This is a genomic window from Paenibacillus sp. J31R30, from assembly GCF_059692115.1.
This window is the reverse complement of sequence record NZ_JCAUAV010000006.1, coordinates 1-16958: the sequence shown is the minus strand read 5'-3', so window position 1 is coordinate 16958 and position 16958 is coordinate 1. Positions and strand designations below refer to the sequence as shown.

The window sequence follows — 16958 nt, the reverse complement described above, 5'->3', positions numbered from 1 at the left end:
CGAGTGGAGGATGGATAATGATGAATAGCCGGAAAACAAGTTTTGGAGTTGCCGTATTCCTGTTGATCTCGATGTTGTTTTCGATATCAGTGAGTACCGTTCACGCTCATTTTCAAACGATCGCTTATTCGGAAATTTCGATTAAGGATAAAACGATTCAATATGACCTGTTCTTGGATCCATACGAAGTGCTTCAAGTATTCCCGGATTTGGATGCCAATCACAATATGTACGTCGAACCTGAGGAAGTAACAGCCTTTCGCAATCGTTTATCTGAATATGTGAAATCAAATTTATCCGCAAAAAACGAGGGAATCGTTGGAGAAGTCGAATTGAAGGGGGTGAGGCTTGAAGATCGGAAGGATATACCGATGCTCCGTTTCGATCTGGTATACACATTTTCGCAGCCGGTTGGTCGATATGAATTGGACTATAGCTTCTTTTTTAAGAACGAAGATCCGCTCCATCAAAACTTCGTCACCTTAAAAGCAGAAGACCGCAATATAGAGACGGTCGTTGACAAAGAACATCATATCTTAACACCGGAGGTTTTTGGAATTAGTACTATCACTATCGCAGTCCCCGATTGGACACGTATTTTACTTCAGTACATTGGTCTTGGTATGGAACACATATGGTCTGGGATTGACCACTTGCTGTTTCTCGTTGCTCTTATTATCGGCGGTGGAAGCAAACGCGATTATTTGAAAATTCTCACGGCGTTTACGATCGGTCACAGCATTACGCTGGCCTTGTCGGTCATGGAAGTTGTCGTAATCTCACCCAAGATTATCGAGCCCCTGATCGCATTGAGCATTGTTTATGTAGCAGCAGAAAACATCGTTTGGAGAAGGCTAAAGTGGCGCTGGCTGGTTACCCTTGTTTTCGGATTAATTCATGGCTTCGGATTTTCTTACATTCTGCAGGGTGTGCTGACTAGTCATTTCGCTTTGTCGCTATTCTCGTTTAACCTAGGTGTCGAGGCGGGACAAATCGTTGTTCTTGCCGTCCTGTTGCCCCTTGTTTGGGTTTTGGCGAAAATGAAATGGCTGTTAAAGACGAGCTATGGAATATCGGGTCTCGTCGGTGTAATAGGAGTTTATTGGTTTATCGAAAGAATTTTATAAAGGACGCGATAAGCGGAGGAGAAAAACATATTATGTTTGCAAAAACTAGAAAAAAATTAAAAAAGTTGATGCCTTTGGTTCTTTCTACAGTTATTATGCTGCAGGTGATTCCGCAAGGGATATCAATGGCCAGTGATATAACGGCCGGTAAAAGCAACGATGCGCTGAATTTTACATATGGGCCGAATGGTAAAGATATTGCAGACGGGGAAACCTATCATTTTTTAGCCAATAGCAAAGCGAAGGTAGTTGTTTCCAGTAAAAGCGTAGGAAACAATGCCGCAGGTTCATTCGGGGCGAAATACATGCCTGTTGATTTCGTGCTGAATGATTCGATACATGATGAAACGCTCGACTGGACACAGTTTTATTTAAGCGACCAGATGACGGATAAATGGAATGTAAATGGGAGTTTGCTTGATTTTAATTCGCTGGATGTGCAAAACGGAACCAAACTTGTTGCAACTGGCGCAGCTCAGGCGAATCCAAACCTTGAAGCCAAGGTAACCTATCAAATGCTTCCTGAAGCGCCGATCATGAAGATTACCCTGCACCTGCAAAATTACGGCACGTCTGATTACAAAGGTTACATAAACTATCAGATGGACCCTGACCAGGGGCAGCAATTGGCTTACGCACCCGGATTGGGTTTTTCCCCTGCAAGCGGCGCCAATGCAAACAAGTTGTACCTGTCTGGATGGACAGGTAATTACTTGTATGACGGTGATAACTCAGCAACGGGAATTCCCGCGCACGGAATTGCCTGGTACGAGAATCAACCTACCGGACTGAACGCGCAAGGCTACATAGCGGGAGCGTGGTTCGATGCCAGTGTCAATGCAGGCGGTAGCCGGGACATCATTGTATATCACATTACCGACTATCCTGACGCTACAGCGCCGTACGCCAAGATCGCAGCTTGGGCCAATAAAATCCCTTCGCTATTGGTTGGAGAGGAACAGATGGCCACAGTCACCGGTACGGTATACGATTCAAACGGCTTCGGTGTTAACGGGGTGAAAGTAACGGCAAGAAACATTGGCGCTAATGCGGTAGCTTCCGCCACATCAGATAGCAGGGGCCAATATACGATGACGCTTCCCATAGGCACTTATACATTGACGGGGAATAAAATGACTTATAGCGATTCCTCCAATTCGGTGGAAATCTCCAATATCAATTCTTCGTATAATGTTAATTTGTATATGGAAGCTGTTGAAGTATTGGCCAGTACAGGCAAACAGATCCCCGGCAGCTTATCGGAAGGAACTGGAAACGATATTGTTCTGGAAAATCAGAAGATGGCTATGACTGTGGCAAAGACTTTCGATGACTCTCAATTGGTCGGAGCGACGCTCGGAAAGCCGATCGATATGGCGGTTCAGGGAGGGAATGATGGAATCGACTGGATTAACCTCCCCTTAGTGAGCCGAGACCAGCCGTTAACCCAGGATTCGTGGAATATTTTAACGGCAAAGAATCAAAGTGTGGAAATTGTGGAAAATTCAAATATTCAATCCGTAGTAAAAACAAGGGGGGTCGTTGAGGATGTTTATACTCCTTTTCCCATCGAGACGACATATACGATAAAGCCAAACGAAGATTGGGTTTATGCGGAGAGCGTCATTATGAATTCGTCTGATGAACCGCAAACCGTATGGATCGGAGATGCGATGGACGTTGATGGCAGCAGTAATACTTCTTATGTGCCTGGAATTGGCGTTGTTTCAGGCAATCTCAATCCAGTCGCCGGAAGCAAGCCAAACCTACCTTGGATTGCGATGTACAATGGCGATGATCCTGAAGCATTTGGCATTATGTATGATGGTGATTTCGCTGAAGGTTTCAGTGCAATGGGCTACGCGCAATGGTTGGGAAGCCAGAAGCAGGTGACGATTCCTGCAGGAGGAAATTACAAGCTCCAGCGTTATTTGGTAGCCGCAAGCACCACAGGATTCGCCAATAAGTATGATGCGGTGAATGCTGTATATGATGAATTTCTAAAACAGAAAACAGGAATCAAAACCGACTTCCAGTTAACCCCCTCCGGTATCATAACTCCTGGAGCGGACGTAATGGCAATGTTATCTGTGACCAATAGCTCTTCGCAATCGGTCGATGGATTGAAGGCCAGTTTGCTTTTGTCTGCAAATTTGACGACGACCAAAGATCAGGAGCAGGTGATCGGAACCATTGCGCCCAACAGTACCACGACTGTGGAATGGCCTTTAAGCTCATTGGAGGGCGGCAGGGGAACGGCAAGCGTTGATATTAAGCAGCAAAACAATACCTTGACTTCCAAGTCGCAACGCGTTTTTGTTCAAGGCACAGGCTGGTATGCCGGAGACAATCACTCACACAGTAAATGGAGCGATGGCAGCGGATCGATTCATGACAATTTTACATCGGCAAGAAATAAAGGGTTGGACTTTTTGACGGCGACTGACCACAACACAGTAAGTCAACGAGGCGATGTAGCTCTAGAAAATCGTGATGATTTTGTAGCTTTGTGGGGCGAAGAAATTTCGACGTCTGGAGGACACTCATTGGCTTACAACATCAAAGAAGTCATTGATTGGACTTTGCCTGCACAGCAGTACATTGATGCAACAAAAGCTAGTAACAACGGACAGGGTATCCACTACATTGCCCATCCTTTTTATCCTGGTTTAGAGTGGGATAACTGGGATGTTGATAATTTCACGGGGCTTGAAGTATGGAATGGTTTTTATCCACCTAAGCATCCCGTCAATGCAAAAGCTTTTGCCAAATGGGACGAGCTGAATAATCAAGGTAGGCATGTCTATGGCATATCAAATTCTGATGCCCATAATCCAGGTAAAGTCGGAGCCAATTACATCAGAGGCTATATGCCTGTACTTGAGAAACAAAACATCTTGCAAGTATTAACGAATGGAACCTATTACGGAACCAATGGACCTCATCTGGCCTTTAATATGAATGGAAAGATGATGGGTGAAGATGTAGGTGTTCCAAAGAACGGCGGTAATGTTACCCTTGATTTCACTGGTTATTCGGAGCAAGGTCTGTCTACTGTACGTCTGATCAAAAATGGTAATGTTGTTCAGCAATGGACACCAAGCGAAGATGAGATTACTGAACAACTCACTATTCAAGTAGCTCCCGGAGATTTCTTGCGTATGGAACTTGATGGCAATAACGGACAGTTCGCATACACAAATCCAATCTTCATCGTCGAAGATAATAAAGACGGCGATGCCACATTGAAGGATTTGAAACTAAGTACAGGCAGCTTAAATCCTGATTTCAATGCAAATGTAACCAACTATACAGTGAATGTTGGCAACGAAGACAACAGCATCACGGTCACGCCGAAAATCACTAATACCAAAGCATCATTAGTGGTTATGGCAAACAACTCACTAGTGAACTCTAGTGGCGGGGTGTACGGTCCGATCAACCTCAACGTTGGTAACAACCAACTCACTTTTGAAGTAACAGCAGAGAACCAAACGAAGAAAAAATATACGGTTGTAGTGAATCGTGCGGCTGATCAACAATCCGATGATGCCACACTGAAGCAGCTGCAATTAGATAAAAAATCAATTAATTTATTAACAAACCAAACAGAGTATGCGGTAAGCGTAGGTAATGGGACTGACACTGTTACTGTTAAGGCAACCGCCAATAATAATCAGGCTAAAGTTGATATTAATGATGAAGCAGTAAGCAATAAGAAGATAAATCTAAATGAAGGGTTAAATACGGTTAAGATTAAAATAACGGCGCAAGACGGAAAAACAGTTAAAATTTATACGCTGTTAATTACAAGAGCCGTTTCTCAAACAGTATCCAATACACCGGTTCAAGTATCGACGGATCCTTTAACCTTACTAGTTCCAAATGGAGTGACTAATGCTCAGATCCATGTTACACCTAGTCCAACAGGGAATACTAATCAAGCAACTCTGCCATTAGTGGAAGCGATAGCAGCTACGTCTCTAGGTGAAGTTAGTATGTCTATCCCTTCTGGAGTAACGGTATCGGCTCCTTCTACGTGGGATGGAACAATTAAACTACCAGAGCTTCAACCCAATAATAGTGTATCAGTTAACGGAAATGTTAGTGCTGTAATTGAGGTTGGTGTAGAAGGAATGGCACTAACTTTCGATAAAGCGGTAAGACTTCTTTTACCAAACCAGAAAGATAAAAACGTTGGATTTGTAAAAGATGGGGTAGTTGTACCGATCACAGAATCTTTAAGTGAAGATACGCAGGAGGCTGCAGATCAGTATATTGCTGCGGGTAAAGAGGCTAAAATTGTCGTAGGCAACGATACGGTGATCTGGACAAAACACTTCACCAAATTTGTAAGTTTTACTTCGGTTTCACCTGATGACTCGGATAACAACACTGGTTCGAATCCGAACTCGAGTATGATTTCTTCTGCTGGTGGAACGGTTACTATTAACGGCGTTCAAATCATAATACCTGCAGGTGCTATCGATACCGCTATTAATGTGACGGTTGAAAAAGTATCAAGTACAGTTGACTTAGTTGCAGATACGTCTTTAAAACTAGTCAGCGATATTTTTGATATTAAGAAAGATAAAGAAAACGCATTTAGTAAATCTGTTTCTGTTACCCTGCCGTTCGATAAATCGAAAGTTAATCCAAACAAGTCAACGATGTCTGTTTATTGGTATGATGAAACAGCAAGGAAATGGATTTCATTGGATAATCCTCAAGTAGATTTCGAAAAAGCTTTAGTGACCGGAACTGTAAATCATTTTACCAAGTTTGGGGTATTCGCAATAGATAAACCTAAGCCTGTAGAACCAATACCAGTTTCAGTAAATCTATCCGATATTAAGGGACACTGGGCAGAAAATAGCATTTATGAACTCATAAAGCTAGGTGGTATCGAAGGGTACCCGGATGGAACTTTTGGTCCTGAGAAAAACATCACCCGTGCTGAATTTGCAGTCATATTAGTAAAAACCCTTAAGCTCAGTGAAAAAAGTGGAAAGGTATTTGCAGATTCAGTGAACCATTGGGCGAAAAAATCGATTGAGACAGCAGCGGCTTACGATATCATCTCGGGCTATACCGAAAACACGTTCGGACCTAACGAGCTGATTACTCGAGAGCAAATGGCAGTAATGATTGTAAGAGCAGTTAAGCTAACAGACGCAACGAATAAAAGTACATTTACGGATAGCTTGGATATTTCCGAATGGGCAACTACGGCAGTGTCCACTGCGTTGGCTAATGATTTAATCACTGGCTACGAAAATGGTACGTTCAGACCTAAAGCACATGCAACACGCGCTGAAGCCGTAACTGTTATTCTAAAGGCTATTAGAAATAAGAAAAATTAATAATAACTAGAGCCAAAGCTGAACTGTGACCACTGTGAACGGTTTGAAACTACGGCAAAGTGCCGGGGTGACTTCTGAATTATCAGGAGTCATCTTTTTTTATTATGAAACTCCTTTTGATACTTCGGGTTCACAAGAACCGCAACACAGATTTGGTATAAAAACTAGTAAAGGCACCTAAGTATGAGGGTGAGTTAGTTGTTAAACTATCGAGAAACGTTAGTTCAATAAAAATTAGCAAGGCTGCCGGCAAATTTGATCCGGAAGCCTTGTTGTGTTAACGGGCAGTTTACTAACATACTAGGAAAATGGTTAGAATAACCAAGAAATTAAAACCTATCTTTGTTAACAGAGTGGAGCGATGTTGTTGTTGAAACAGAAAGTTATTTATGGTCTTGTCGGTGTTTTGTGCATTTCGGTTATAGCAAGTGTTGTAATGATGAAAGAGACAGATAAACCAATCCTACCTATCCATCATATAGAAAGCTTTGGTAGTCTAGGATATGAAATTAAACTAGATAAAAACCAATTTGGTTTAGATGAAGTAATCGAGGTAGACGCTAAGTTGACAAATGAAGGGAAGGAGACGTTCACATATCAATCTGGAAGTTCTAGCTGTCCTACACATATCGACATTCGAATTGTTAATAAAAATAAGAAGACTGAGCTGGTGATGAGGTCAGAGAAGAGGAGCTGTACCTTTGACGAAAGTATTACGCAATTAGCTCCTGCTCAAACCGTTGAAAACAAGTATCTTTCAATTCCAGGGAACTCCAGTGATCTTAGTTTTAAACCTGTGTCCGCTGGTACTTATTATGTGGAGGTTTATTTGCCCCCTGAGGGGGGATTTGGAACAGAGAGAAAATGGAAGCTTGTAAGTAAAATACCGATTACTTTGCAACAAAATTGACGCTATCGGATTATTGTATCGCTCCGCTAACGGAGTACGATAGTTAGATGAAGGACTGGATACAAACGATAAAGGAACTCCCGGACATCTCATTTTGACATGCTCACAAATGGCAGCATATCCGACCTTCACCTCATATATTCGCAGTTCAACAACAAAAAGAAGGCAGCAAACCCATGTAGATCGGCTGCCTTCTTTATACCGTGGGGTGTTTGATAAATTATTCATGCGTCATATAATCGCTAAAACGGAAGAAGGTAACTGGGTCCGCCGAATCTAGACCAGGAAAAAATTCCTCAACAGTAGTTTCTAATAACGTATTGCCATGTCCGGCAACGGAGCTAATTTCAAGTTTCCCAATAGAAGCGCGGCTATCATCCGTTTTGAAATCACCCCTAGCCGTAATACGAAGATACTGACGATTGCTTGCCAAAAGCTGCATTTCCAAATGCATGGAGGTATTGGGATCAACGATCACTTCGCCGAAATCAACAAGTAATATTTTTTGTGATTGATACTGGAAAGGGGTAGAAGTAAAGCCAGTATTAAGCACATCATAATAGTATACCTTTACATGCGCCTCTTTGGTTTTTTCGCTGGGGTTGGTTAAGGTAATGACCAAACGATCATTTTCCATTCCGTTTGGATTCTGGTCAGGAACATGAAAAGTACTGCTCGTCAATAACACTTTTTCATGTGACATTTCACTCACTTCTTTCTCACTCCTTAATTTTCAATGATGATTCTCTAGTCTAGAGCTGACTAAATACAGTGTTTACATCCGCAACGGAAGAATTGTTATCGAATGATGCAATGATCGTATCTTTTTGGTCACTGGCAATGAGAAGGATTTGATTATTATGGTAAGAGAGACGGTAGAGGGAACCCTTCAATCGAAATAGGCCGCCGTTCGATGTTAAAACTATGTGCGAATTAATGTCTTTATACGTGCTAACTGCGTTGAAAATCGGCTCTATGATTTTTGAAATATTTTGAGCGTGATCTGCAACCGCTGCCTTTAAACCTTTAAAAATACTTTGCATATCTTCCTGAGTCTTGATAGTTTTAAGCATTCTATTACTCCTCTCATAAAGATTTTAACAAGCCCTTTCCTTTCTTTTTATACTATGTTGTAATGTATTGCCCGCTTGGACCTTTATCTCTTGTTTCACAAAATTCAGCGATAGATTACTAACTTAACAATGAAAGGCGAGCCTCACGGTTTATTCAAGTAACGTGCAGGTTAACGTGGCTGATACTGCCTATCGGTTAGGCTATTAAGAGCAAATGTTTTTAGTAAATTCTCGTGCCATAATTGAAAGTATAGTAAACGGAACATTAGAAATAGTAGTACAGACAAGGGATAAAGCAGGTGAAGCGAAAAGAATTGAACTTCCTGGTGGCAGAATCGAGCAATACTAATCATTAACACAAGCTCTAATATAATAAGGGAAGTTAAGGAAGAGACTGGACTGGATGTAGTTGAAATTGAAGGCGAGGATACACGTGTTGATACAACAGGTATCGACCTAGACTTCCAAGTGGAGTGTATAAGACCGTTTGGAGCTTATCAAACAATAAAGGGTCCATTCGAATCAGTTGGAGTTTATTTCCGCTGTAAAGTGCAAGGGGAGTTATTATCTTCAGGTGATGAAACTAAGAACCCACGATGGATTTCAGTAGACGAATTAAGACGTTTAATGGATGACGAGCCTTTGCAATTTTCTAATGTGGACAGAGCAGGGATAATGTTTTACTTAAAATCACTAGAGTAGAAGGTTTAATTTCAAAGCTCGTTATGCTGGCGAACTATTGCTTTATGACAACAGGCTTAAAGTGAATCGAGAGAAAACAACAGTGGATGAGGCGAAAGGGATCAAATCAAATTTCTTGGGTTTTCATTCTACCGAAACAGAGGAAAAGCAAGATTCAGAATACACCCGAAATCTATAGCAAAACAAAGATGAAAGCGAAAATAAAGGCGCTTACGTCAAGAAGCAATGAAATGGGAAATGCGGAACGAGCAGAAAAACTGAAACGTTATATTATGGGAGGGGAACTACTTTAAAATAGCGAACATGAAGAAACTTCTCCAAATAACGGATGAATGGATGAGAAGGCGGATTCGCATGATCTACTGGAAGCAATGGAAACGGGTTAGAACAAGGTTTAACATGCTGCAAACACTCGGAGTACAGCTACAGAAAGCATGTACCGTCTTTTAACGGGCGGGAGAGTTTCATAATTATTTTTACGAAAAGAGCAACCACCCTCACAAGTGTTGATAATAATATTAACAAAAAGAATAGGCAGGCCTTCTGGCTTGTTTTTTTATTTTTGAGAGGTCGGTCATGTTGGTTAGTCCAATCAACATCTGGTAGTACTAATATAATAGTAAATAAAAAAGTGGAAAATGAATAAAAGACAACTGAATGCGTGGTGAAACAACTAATATCTATTTGGAAATAAGAACAGGTATAAAGGAGGTACCACGTTGTATGGGAAAATATAGAAGAGTAGAGAATGCTATTGAGTCTGTAGATATCGAAGAAATTAAAGAGATAGAAATTAAATACTTTAATGGGGATAAATCTGAGTTAACTTTCGATAAAGACGAAGATGAGGATGAAAGAGAATGTGAACTTGAGGAATTTCTGGAAAGAATCGATTGGAAAAAAGTTAAGGAAGTGAAAATAAAACTTTACAACGGAAATAAAATTGAAATCGAATTTCATGATGATGACGATCATCATTCTCATCATGGTAGACGCGGCCCGACAGGAGCTACAGGAGCTACAGGATCCACAGGTGAAACTGGTGTAGCAGGAGCAACGGGAGCAACGGGAGCCACAGGTGAAACTGGTGCAAAAGGAGCGACAGGAGCAACAGGAGCAACGGGAGCAACAGGAGCAACGGGAGCCACAGGAGCAACAGGTGAAACTGGTGCAGCAGGAGCTACGGGAGCGACAGGAACTACAGGAGCTACGGGAGTAACGGGAGCAACAGGAGTCACGGGAGCGACAGGAGCCACAGGTGAAACTGGTGCAGCAGGAGCTTCGGGAGCGACAGGAGCCACAGGAGCCACAGGAGCCACAGGTGAAACTGGTGTAGCAGGAGCTACGGGAGCGACAGGAACAACAGGAACAACAGGAACAACAGGAGCTACGGGAGTAACGGGAGCAACTGGTGTAGCAGGAGCAACAGGAGCCACAGGTGAAACTGGTGTAGCAGGAGCTACGGGAGCGACAGGAACTACAGGAGCTACGGGAGTAACGGGAGCAACAGGAGTCACAGGTGAAACTGGTGCAGCAGGAGCTACGGGAGCGACAGGAGCCACAGGTGAAACTGGTGTAGCAGGAGCTACGGGAGTAACGGGAGCAACTGGTGTAGCAGGAGCAACAGGTGAAACTGGTGTAGCAGGAACTACGGGAGTAACGGGAGCAACGGGTGCAACAGGAGCAACAGGTGAAACTGGTGTAGCAGGAGCTACGGGAGCGACAGGAACAACAGGAGCTACGGGAGTAACGGGAGCAACTGGTGCAACGGGAGCCACAGGAGCGACAGGAGCAACAGGAGCTACGGGAGCTGCTGGAGCCACAGGTGAAACAGGAGCAACAGGAACAACAGGAGCTACGGGAGTAACGGGAGCAACTGGTTTAGCAGGAGCAACAGGAGCCACAGGTGAAACTGGTGTAGCAGGAGCTACGGGAGCGACAGGACCAACAGGAGCTACGGGAGTAACGGGAGCAACTGGTGCAACTGGTGCAACTGGTGCAACTGGAGCCACAGGTGAAACTGGTGCAACTGGTGCAACAGGAGCTACGGGAGCTGCTGGAGCCACAGGTGAAACAGGAGCAACAGGACCAACAGGAGCTACAGGAGTAACGGGAGCAACGGGTGCAACAGGAGCCACAGGTGCAACTGGTGTAGCAGGAGCTACGGGAGCTGCTGGAGCCACAGGTGAAACAGGAGCAACAGGACCAACAGGACCAACAGGACCAACAGGAGCTACAGGAGTAACGGGAGCAACGGGTGCAACAGGAGCCACAGGTGAAACTGGTGTAGCAGGAGCTACGGGAGCGACAGGAGCAACAGGAGCCACAGGTGAAACTGGTGTAGCAGGAGCTACGGGAGCGACAGGAGCCACAGGAGCCACAGGTGAAACTGGTGTAGCAGGAGCAACGGGAGCAACGGGAGCCACAGGTGAAACTGGTGCAACAGGAGCAACGGGAGCAACAGGAGCAACAGGAGCTACGGGAGCAACGGGAGCCACAGGTGAAACTGGTGCAACAGGAGCAACGGGAGTAACAGGAGCAACAGGAGCAACAGGAGCAACAGGAGCAACAGGAGCCACAGGTGAAACTGGAGCAACGGGTGTAACAGGGGCCACAGGTGGAACTGGAGCAACTGGAGTAACAGGAGCAACAGGAGCAACAGGAGCAACAGGAGCCACAGGTGAAACTGGAGCAACGGGTGTAACAGGGGCCACAGGTGGAACTGGAGCAACTGGAGTAACGGGAGCAACGGGTACAACAGGATCCACAGGAGCAACGGGAGCAACGGGAGCCACAGGGACCACAGGAGCTACGGGAGCCACTGGTGCAACCGGAGCAGTTGCAACAATACAAAACGGGCTCTTCCTTGTTAGTGTATCACCTATTGCAGACGGTACAGACATTTCATATGCAACCTCATTTATTAATGGTTCTAATATTTCGCATCCAACAGCTACAACCTTTTTATTAGCAACAGGACACATTTATATGGTTTCATATACTTTCAGGGCAACTAGTTCAGTAGTGGGAAACATTACTGTTACACCAAGGCTTAATTTAGTATTTAAAGGTGATTTTTCAGGTAAGGCAAATACTGGGACTTTAGATGCTAATGCAAGTGTATCTGGTACGTTCTTAGTTGACGCTACTGCAAGTGCTGTTACAGTGGATTTTCTTTATAATGGCTCTGCCCCAGCTAATCCGACTGATGGTTCTGTTTCGATTATTCAGATTCAGTAAAATATGAGAGGCTGACATTTGATCCAATTCAAGATTTCGATCTAACAATATTCCCAGTTGATTGGCCACAAGATCGACCGGATCCTTCAATTCCTCGGTAAACCATGATTCGACGAGCCCTACGATGGCTGTTCCAAGAAAATGGATCAATACTTCCTTGTTTAACCCATGGTAATAAACGGTTAACGAAAGAACTATAGTTTAATCACGACTTGACGGCAGCCGGTATAGATTGGGCTGCCGTTGTCCGTTTACGTAACTGGCAGAATAGTTTTTAATATCAAATTCTACCTACTTAATACGTGGGATAATAGTTATACTAAAATGAGCTGCAGGAAAAACCTGCAGATGTATCTTATCAGCAGAGGTAGTCAATTTCATGAGAGGTTATCGTACCATGATAAAGGGTGATGAAAATGGAAATTAAACAGTCAGTTGGTTCGGGTTTTCTGGATGTAAATGGAACTAGTTTTTATTACGAGGTAACAGGGACGGGAGAACCGTTGCTGTTGAGTTTGCGCTCGCTTATCCGGAAATGGTGAAGAGCCTGACTTTAGTCTCGTCAGCATTGATGGGGCATCCCCGCACAGATCTGCGACTGCGTGATATGGAGCGTTTTAACGAGATATATAAAAACGGGACACGCGAGGAAGCACTGGAAATGGATATCCAGATGTATTTTGACGGTCCTGGATCCCTTGCGAATGAAGTAAATAGGAAAGCAAGGGAAAGGTACCGGATGATAGCGGAGCACGCGTTTTCTTTACCGGAGTTCGGTAAGGGGCTTACATTGCTATCACCTCCTCCAATTGAACGTCTGGAAGAGATTAAAGTACCTACGCTGGTCATTGCGGGTGATCAGGATTATCCTGATTTCCTGCAGATTGCGGATGTACTTACTGAAAGAATTCAAGGGGCACAAAAAGTCGTTATCAAAGGTTCTGCTCATTTACCTCCGATGGACCAACCTGAGGTCTTTAACCGTTTGGTTCTACAGTTCCTTGAACAACTCTCTTAAATTCGAATCGAAAACACCTGTTTTAAACTATGTCCTTCCAAAAATTAGAAAGTATTAAGCTAACGGATAACTATAGCTTAATAGATATCAGGAGAAGGCAGCCGACATTAAACGGCTGTCTTCTCCCCGTTAAAGAGTTATACGTGTTCTCATAAACGTGAATTCGAATAAACGGTTGACATAGAACAAGATAACTCCATCTCATCTCGAATACTATCTGTTGATTTACGATTCGCACAATTCTTCAGGAGCAGCATTGAAGCTGCTCCTATTTACTTTTATTGAAGTAACGGGAGTGTACATATTTGGCCTGGTTGGTGATATAAGGTCAAGGGGTTTAACCTACAACGGTGAGAGATCTTATGGATGTGAAGAGAAAGCTGTTAAATCTCTTTCCATTTTGTACATATGGGTAAGTACTTGATAACTGTTGTGTGCTGTTATATACTGTTTATTATGAGGGGGAGGTGGTTAAACTGATTATAATTATACAACACTCATCAATGGTTCCGATTTATGAACAAATTGTTGATCAAATAAGAGGACAAATAATAAAAAGAAAACTTAATGAAAACGAACCCCTTCCTTCAGTACGAAGTTTAGCCAAAGAGCTTAACGTTAGTGCTTTAACAGTGAAGAAAGCCTATGATGTGCTTGAACAATCAGGGTATATTGTTACAGTGCACGGAAAAGGAAGTTTTGTCGCAACGTTAAATTTGGAATTCGAGAAAGAAGCTCAACAAAAGGAAATTCAAGAAGAGTTAGCAACCATCATTAAGAAGGCTAAACTTTATGGAATTTCCAACAGTGACTTACTAGATTTATTTCATATTTTGCTGGAGGGATAGCCATGTTAGAAGTGAAAAATGTGTTGAAGACATATAACGATTTCCAATTAGATTGTTCATTCACGATAGGGGATGATCAAGTTGTTGGACTAGTCGGTCGTAATGGAGTTGGGAAAACGACAATTTTTCGATCGATTCTGGGATTACTCCATCTAGACGCAGGTGAAATCAGTTTATTTGGAAAAAGTGTTTCACTGCTATCTGAAAATGAAAAAGAGCGAATTGGTGTTACATTTCCAAACAGTTTTTTTTCTGAGCAATTTACAATAAACGAAATAAAAAAAATTATGAGCGCTACTTATCCTACAAAATTCAATGTTGCTGACTTTGATCAGAAATGTAGTCTGCTACAATTACCTTTAGATAACAAAGTGAAGAATTTTTCTACAGGGATGCAGGCCAAATTAAAGATTTTGTTAGCTATGTCCCATGAGGCTGACTTCTTACTTTTAGATGAACCAACATCTGGCTTAGACGTAATCGTAAGAAAAGAAATTCTAGGTATGTTGCAGGATTACCTGGGGCAGAAAAGTAACCGAAGTGTATTAATAAGCTCGCATATCTCCAGTGATTTAGAGCAATTGTGCGATCATATCCTTTTAATCGATAATGGTAAAATTATTTTACAAGAAGAAACAGATCAAATTCTAAACAGTTATGGGATTTTAAAAGTAGCTGAGGAGGATTACCCTTCATTAGATGAGCGATATATTTTTGCAACGAAAAAAAGAAGCTATGGTTATGCTTGTTTAACAAAGGAAAGAAGCTACTACCAAGAAAATTATCCGAAACTTGCAATAGAAAGAGGCTCGATTGACGAAGTATTGCAGCTACTAACGAGGGAGGAAGAATAATGAAAGGTTTATGGGTAAAAGACTTGATAGTTTTGAAAAAACAGAAACTAGCTGTCATCATTACTTTAATCTTGGCCATTTTTAGTTTAGCATTTTTTGGTCAAAAAGGGATTATGATCGGGATGGGCATTTTTTCAGTAACCCTCTCCTTCGTCATTTTAAATTCTTTAACATTTGATCAGCAAAATCATGGACTTATGTACCTGTTCACTATGCCTTTTAAAAAGAAACAATATGTTATTCAGAAATATTTATTTCTTCTGATGGCTGCAATTTGCTCTATTGTACTTATGACGCTTATTAGTGAATTTTTTTCGGAAATCGCAAAGTGGGAGATTAGTTTTGCAGATATATTTATTCGTATATACAGTGTTGGCGTAGGGGTATTAATCATTCTCATCCTTACGACACAATTTCAAATTAAACATGGACCAGAAAAAGTACAAGTTGCCATGTCAATGATTGGAGCGATTGTTGTTATTGGGGTAGGAGGAGTCATTACATTAATTAAGTACACGGAATTTGGTGAGAACGTTTTTAATCAAATTTATACTTATTACATTGATTACGGCAGTCTTCCTTTTTTGTTACTCTTTACTGTAGTCGGAGCTATTATAATCGGTATATCTTGTAATAAAAGTATCAGAACACTCCAGACAGTAGACATTCAATAATTGCTAATCATTATGGCAACCGGGCATAAGCCGCGATACTGGATTACGCTAACGGATAACGAGAGTTCAATAACAACAAGAGGCAGCCGACCCTATTGGATCGGTTGCCTTTTCTCAACTATCGGGCAGTATAGTTGAATGGTTAGTTTATTTTTCGTGGTATAATTAACTGGAAATAGTTTCTATTATTAATATCAACATCACAAAGGAAAGGGACACATTCATGAACTTATCTGGTCTTAAAAAACACATACCCTCGATGACGAATATTTCCGAAATTTCTTTGGTTACAATGGGATTCTCATTCGACGGTAAGTATTTCTTATATGAGGAAGGTGATTTACCTAAATATGTATTACGTACCGCACCTAGGCAACAGATTCAGCAAAAAATGCAAGAGTTTGAAGTAGTTACTAACCTTTATAATAGTGGGGTCAAGACTTCAAAACCGGAAAACTTTGAGGAAATTGTCCCCATCTGGTTTAAGTCGTAAGTTAACATCTATCGATTACCTACAAACAAGGAACAATTGAGCTAACAGTGAACGAGAGCTGAATAAGTACAACGAGAAGGGCAAGGTTCTTCTTTATTCTCTGTTTCTGCTTGTGTGCATGTTTCAAACTGGGTCAGAAGGAGATATACAATCCGTATCGAATACTCATAAAGATGAAGTATAAGGAAGTATTTGGAGATTTAACTTACTAAAGGTATTTCAACTATGGGGTGGTGAACGTGCGCAGCAATAGATTGATTAATCCTTTGACCGTGAAAGCAATTCGTATTATGACAGCTTTTGTTAGATTATTTCGTAACCCTTTCGCTACTTCTTCGCTTAGGAAACGAATTGTCGTAACTCTGATATCGAGCTTCTTAGGGTGTTCCATTTTAATGGCAGCTGTCTCGTACAATGCGATTAACACGATGCAGCAAAACAAAATTAAAACGAACATGGCCTTCGATTTGTACCAGCAATCGATGAAGCTCACGCAAGTTTACTACAATCTGCTCCAAGTCACACAACAAATGACTCCTCAAGGCAATGTCGGCAACCTCATGGATACATATTTCTCCACTGACGATCTTTACAAGAGATATCAACTTTCGCTTAGCGTTTCGAATAATATCGGACTGATCTCATTTTCTAACCCG

The 16958-nt window shown here is 42.1% G+C and carries 13 protein-coding genes and 1 pseudogene; 12 read left to right on the top strand and 2 right to left on the bottom strand.

What is annotated here, in order from left to right; genetic code table 11:
• The first annotated feature begins 17 nt into the window (after window positions 1-17).
• The 3 genes from AC58QO_RS20535 to AC58QO_RS20525 all read left to right on the top strand — a co-directional run bounded on the left by AC58QO_RS20535 (window position 18) and on the right by AC58QO_RS20525 (window position 7400).
• A complete protein-coding gene (locus AC58QO_RS20535) occupies window positions 18-1127 on the top strand; it encodes a HupE/UreJ family protein (RefSeq protein WP_497268753.1) in 1110 nt (369 codons plus the stop codon).
• A gap of 32 nt (window positions 1128-1159) precedes the next feature.
• A complete protein-coding gene (locus tag AC58QO_RS20530) occupies window positions 1160-6490 on the top strand; it encodes a CehA/McbA family metallohydrolase (protein ID WP_497268752.1) in 5331 nt (1776 codons plus the stop codon).
• A gap of 370 nt (window positions 6491-6860) precedes the next feature.
• Window positions 6861-7400 carry a hypothetical protein gene (locus AC58QO_RS20525; protein WP_497268750.1) on the top strand — a complete coding sequence of 180 codons (540 nt, stop codon included), beginning with the start codon at window positions 6861-6863 and terminating at the stop codon, window positions 7398-7400.
• Window positions 7401-7620: 220 nt separating this feature from the next.
• On the opposite strand, the gene AC58QO_RS20520 is transcribed toward AC58QO_RS20525, so the two are convergent.
• Both AC58QO_RS20520 and AC58QO_RS20515 read right to left on the bottom strand, forming a co-directional pair.
• Entirely contained in the window at window positions 7621-8112 is a 492-nt protein-coding gene (locus tag AC58QO_RS20520) for a hypothetical protein (protein ID WP_497268749.1), read from the bottom strand.
• Window positions 8113-8152: 40 nt separating this feature from the next.
• Window positions 8153-8473, bottom strand: coding sequence for a hypothetical protein (locus tag AC58QO_RS20515; protein WP_497268747.1), 321 nt, complete (start codon window positions 8471-8473; stop codon window positions 8153-8155).
• A gap of 342 nt (window positions 8474-8815) precedes the next feature.
• Here AC58QO_RS20515 and AC58QO_RS20510 point away from each other — a divergent pair, with 342 nt between their 5' ends.
• From AC58QO_RS20510 to AC58QO_RS20470, 9 genes and pseudogenes are all read left to right on the top strand, one after another.
• A complete protein-coding gene (locus AC58QO_RS20510) occupies window positions 8816-9175 on the top strand; it encodes an NUDIX hydrolase (protein ID WP_497269182.1) in 360 nt (119 codons plus the stop codon).
• A 303-nt stretch (window positions 9176-9478) separates the two neighbouring features.
• Complete coding sequence (locus tag AC58QO_RS20505; protein ID WP_497268745.1) at window positions 9479-9625, top strand: group II intron maturase-specific domain-containing protein; 147 nt, start codon at window positions 9479-9481, stop codon at window positions 9623-9625.
• Window positions 9626-9898: 273 nt separating this feature from the next.
• Entirely contained in the window at window positions 9899-12415 is a 2517-nt protein-coding gene (locus tag AC58QO_RS20500; protein ID WP_497268744.1) for a hypothetical protein, read from the top strand.
• 514 nt (window positions 12416-12929) lie between these two features.
• Window positions 12930-13433: pseudogene (locus AC58QO_RS20495) on the top strand (alpha/beta fold hydrolase); the annotation flags it as partial.
• A 467-nt stretch (window positions 13434-13900) separates the two neighbouring features.
• Window positions 13901-14281, top strand: coding sequence for a GntR family transcriptional regulator (locus AC58QO_RS20490; protein ID WP_497268742.1), 381 nt, complete (start codon window positions 13901-13903; stop codon window positions 14279-14281).
• Between the two features lie 2 nt (window positions 14282-14283).
• On the top strand, window positions 14284-15135 hold the full coding sequence (locus AC58QO_RS20485; RefSeq protein WP_497268740.1) for an ABC transporter ATP-binding protein: 852 nt from the start codon (window positions 14284-14286) through the stop codon (window positions 15133-15135).
• Window positions 15135-15809, top strand: a complete 675-nt coding sequence (locus AC58QO_RS20480) for an ABC-2 transporter permease (protein WP_497268738.1) — start codon at window positions 15135-15137, stop codon at window positions 15807-15809. The genes AC58QO_RS20485 and AC58QO_RS20480 overlap by 1 nt, the downstream gene beginning before the upstream one ends.
• Window positions 15810-16032: 223 nt before the next feature.
• Complete coding sequence (locus AC58QO_RS20475; protein ID WP_497268736.1) at window positions 16033-16302, top strand: hypothetical protein; 270 nt, start codon at window positions 16033-16035, stop codon at window positions 16300-16302.
• Window positions 16303-16541: 239 nt separating this feature from the next.
• Window positions 16542-16958 (top strand): hypothetical protein (locus AC58QO_RS20470; protein WP_497268734.1); only part of this gene is annotated, 417 nt, incomplete at its 3' end.

Bases quoted from the DNA above. Each gene is read 5' to 3' on its own strand.
- AC58QO_RS20505 (WP_497268745.1), top strand. From the start codon at position 9,479: ATGAAGAAACTTCTCCAAATAACGGATGAATGGATGAGAAGGCGGATT.
- AC58QO_RS20515 (WP_497268747.1), bottom strand. From the start codon at position 8,473: ATGCTTAAAACTATCAAGACTCAGGAAGATATGCAAAGTATTTTTAAA.
- AC58QO_RS20535 (WP_497268753.1), top strand. From the start codon at position 18: ATGATGAATAGCCGGAAAACAAGTTTTGGAGTTGCCGTATTCCTGTTG.
- AC58QO_RS20530 (WP_497268752.1), top strand. From the start codon at position 1,160: ATGTTTGCAAAAACTAGAAAAAAATTAAAAAAGTTGATGCCTTTGGTT.
- AC58QO_RS20480 (WP_497268738.1), top strand. From the start codon at position 15,135: ATGAAAGGTTTATGGGTAAAAGACTTGATAGTTTTGAAAAAACAGAAA.
- AC58QO_RS20500 (WP_497268744.1), top strand. From the start codon at position 9,899: ATGGGAAAATATAGAAGAGTAGAGAATGCTATTGAGTCTGTAGATATC.
- AC58QO_RS20475 (WP_497268736.1), top strand. From the start codon at position 16,033: ATGAACTTATCTGGTCTTAAAAAACACATACCCTCGATGACGAATATT.
- AC58QO_RS20485 (WP_497268740.1), top strand. From the start codon at position 14,284: ATGTTAGAAGTGAAAAATGTGTTGAAGACATATAACGATTTCCAATTA.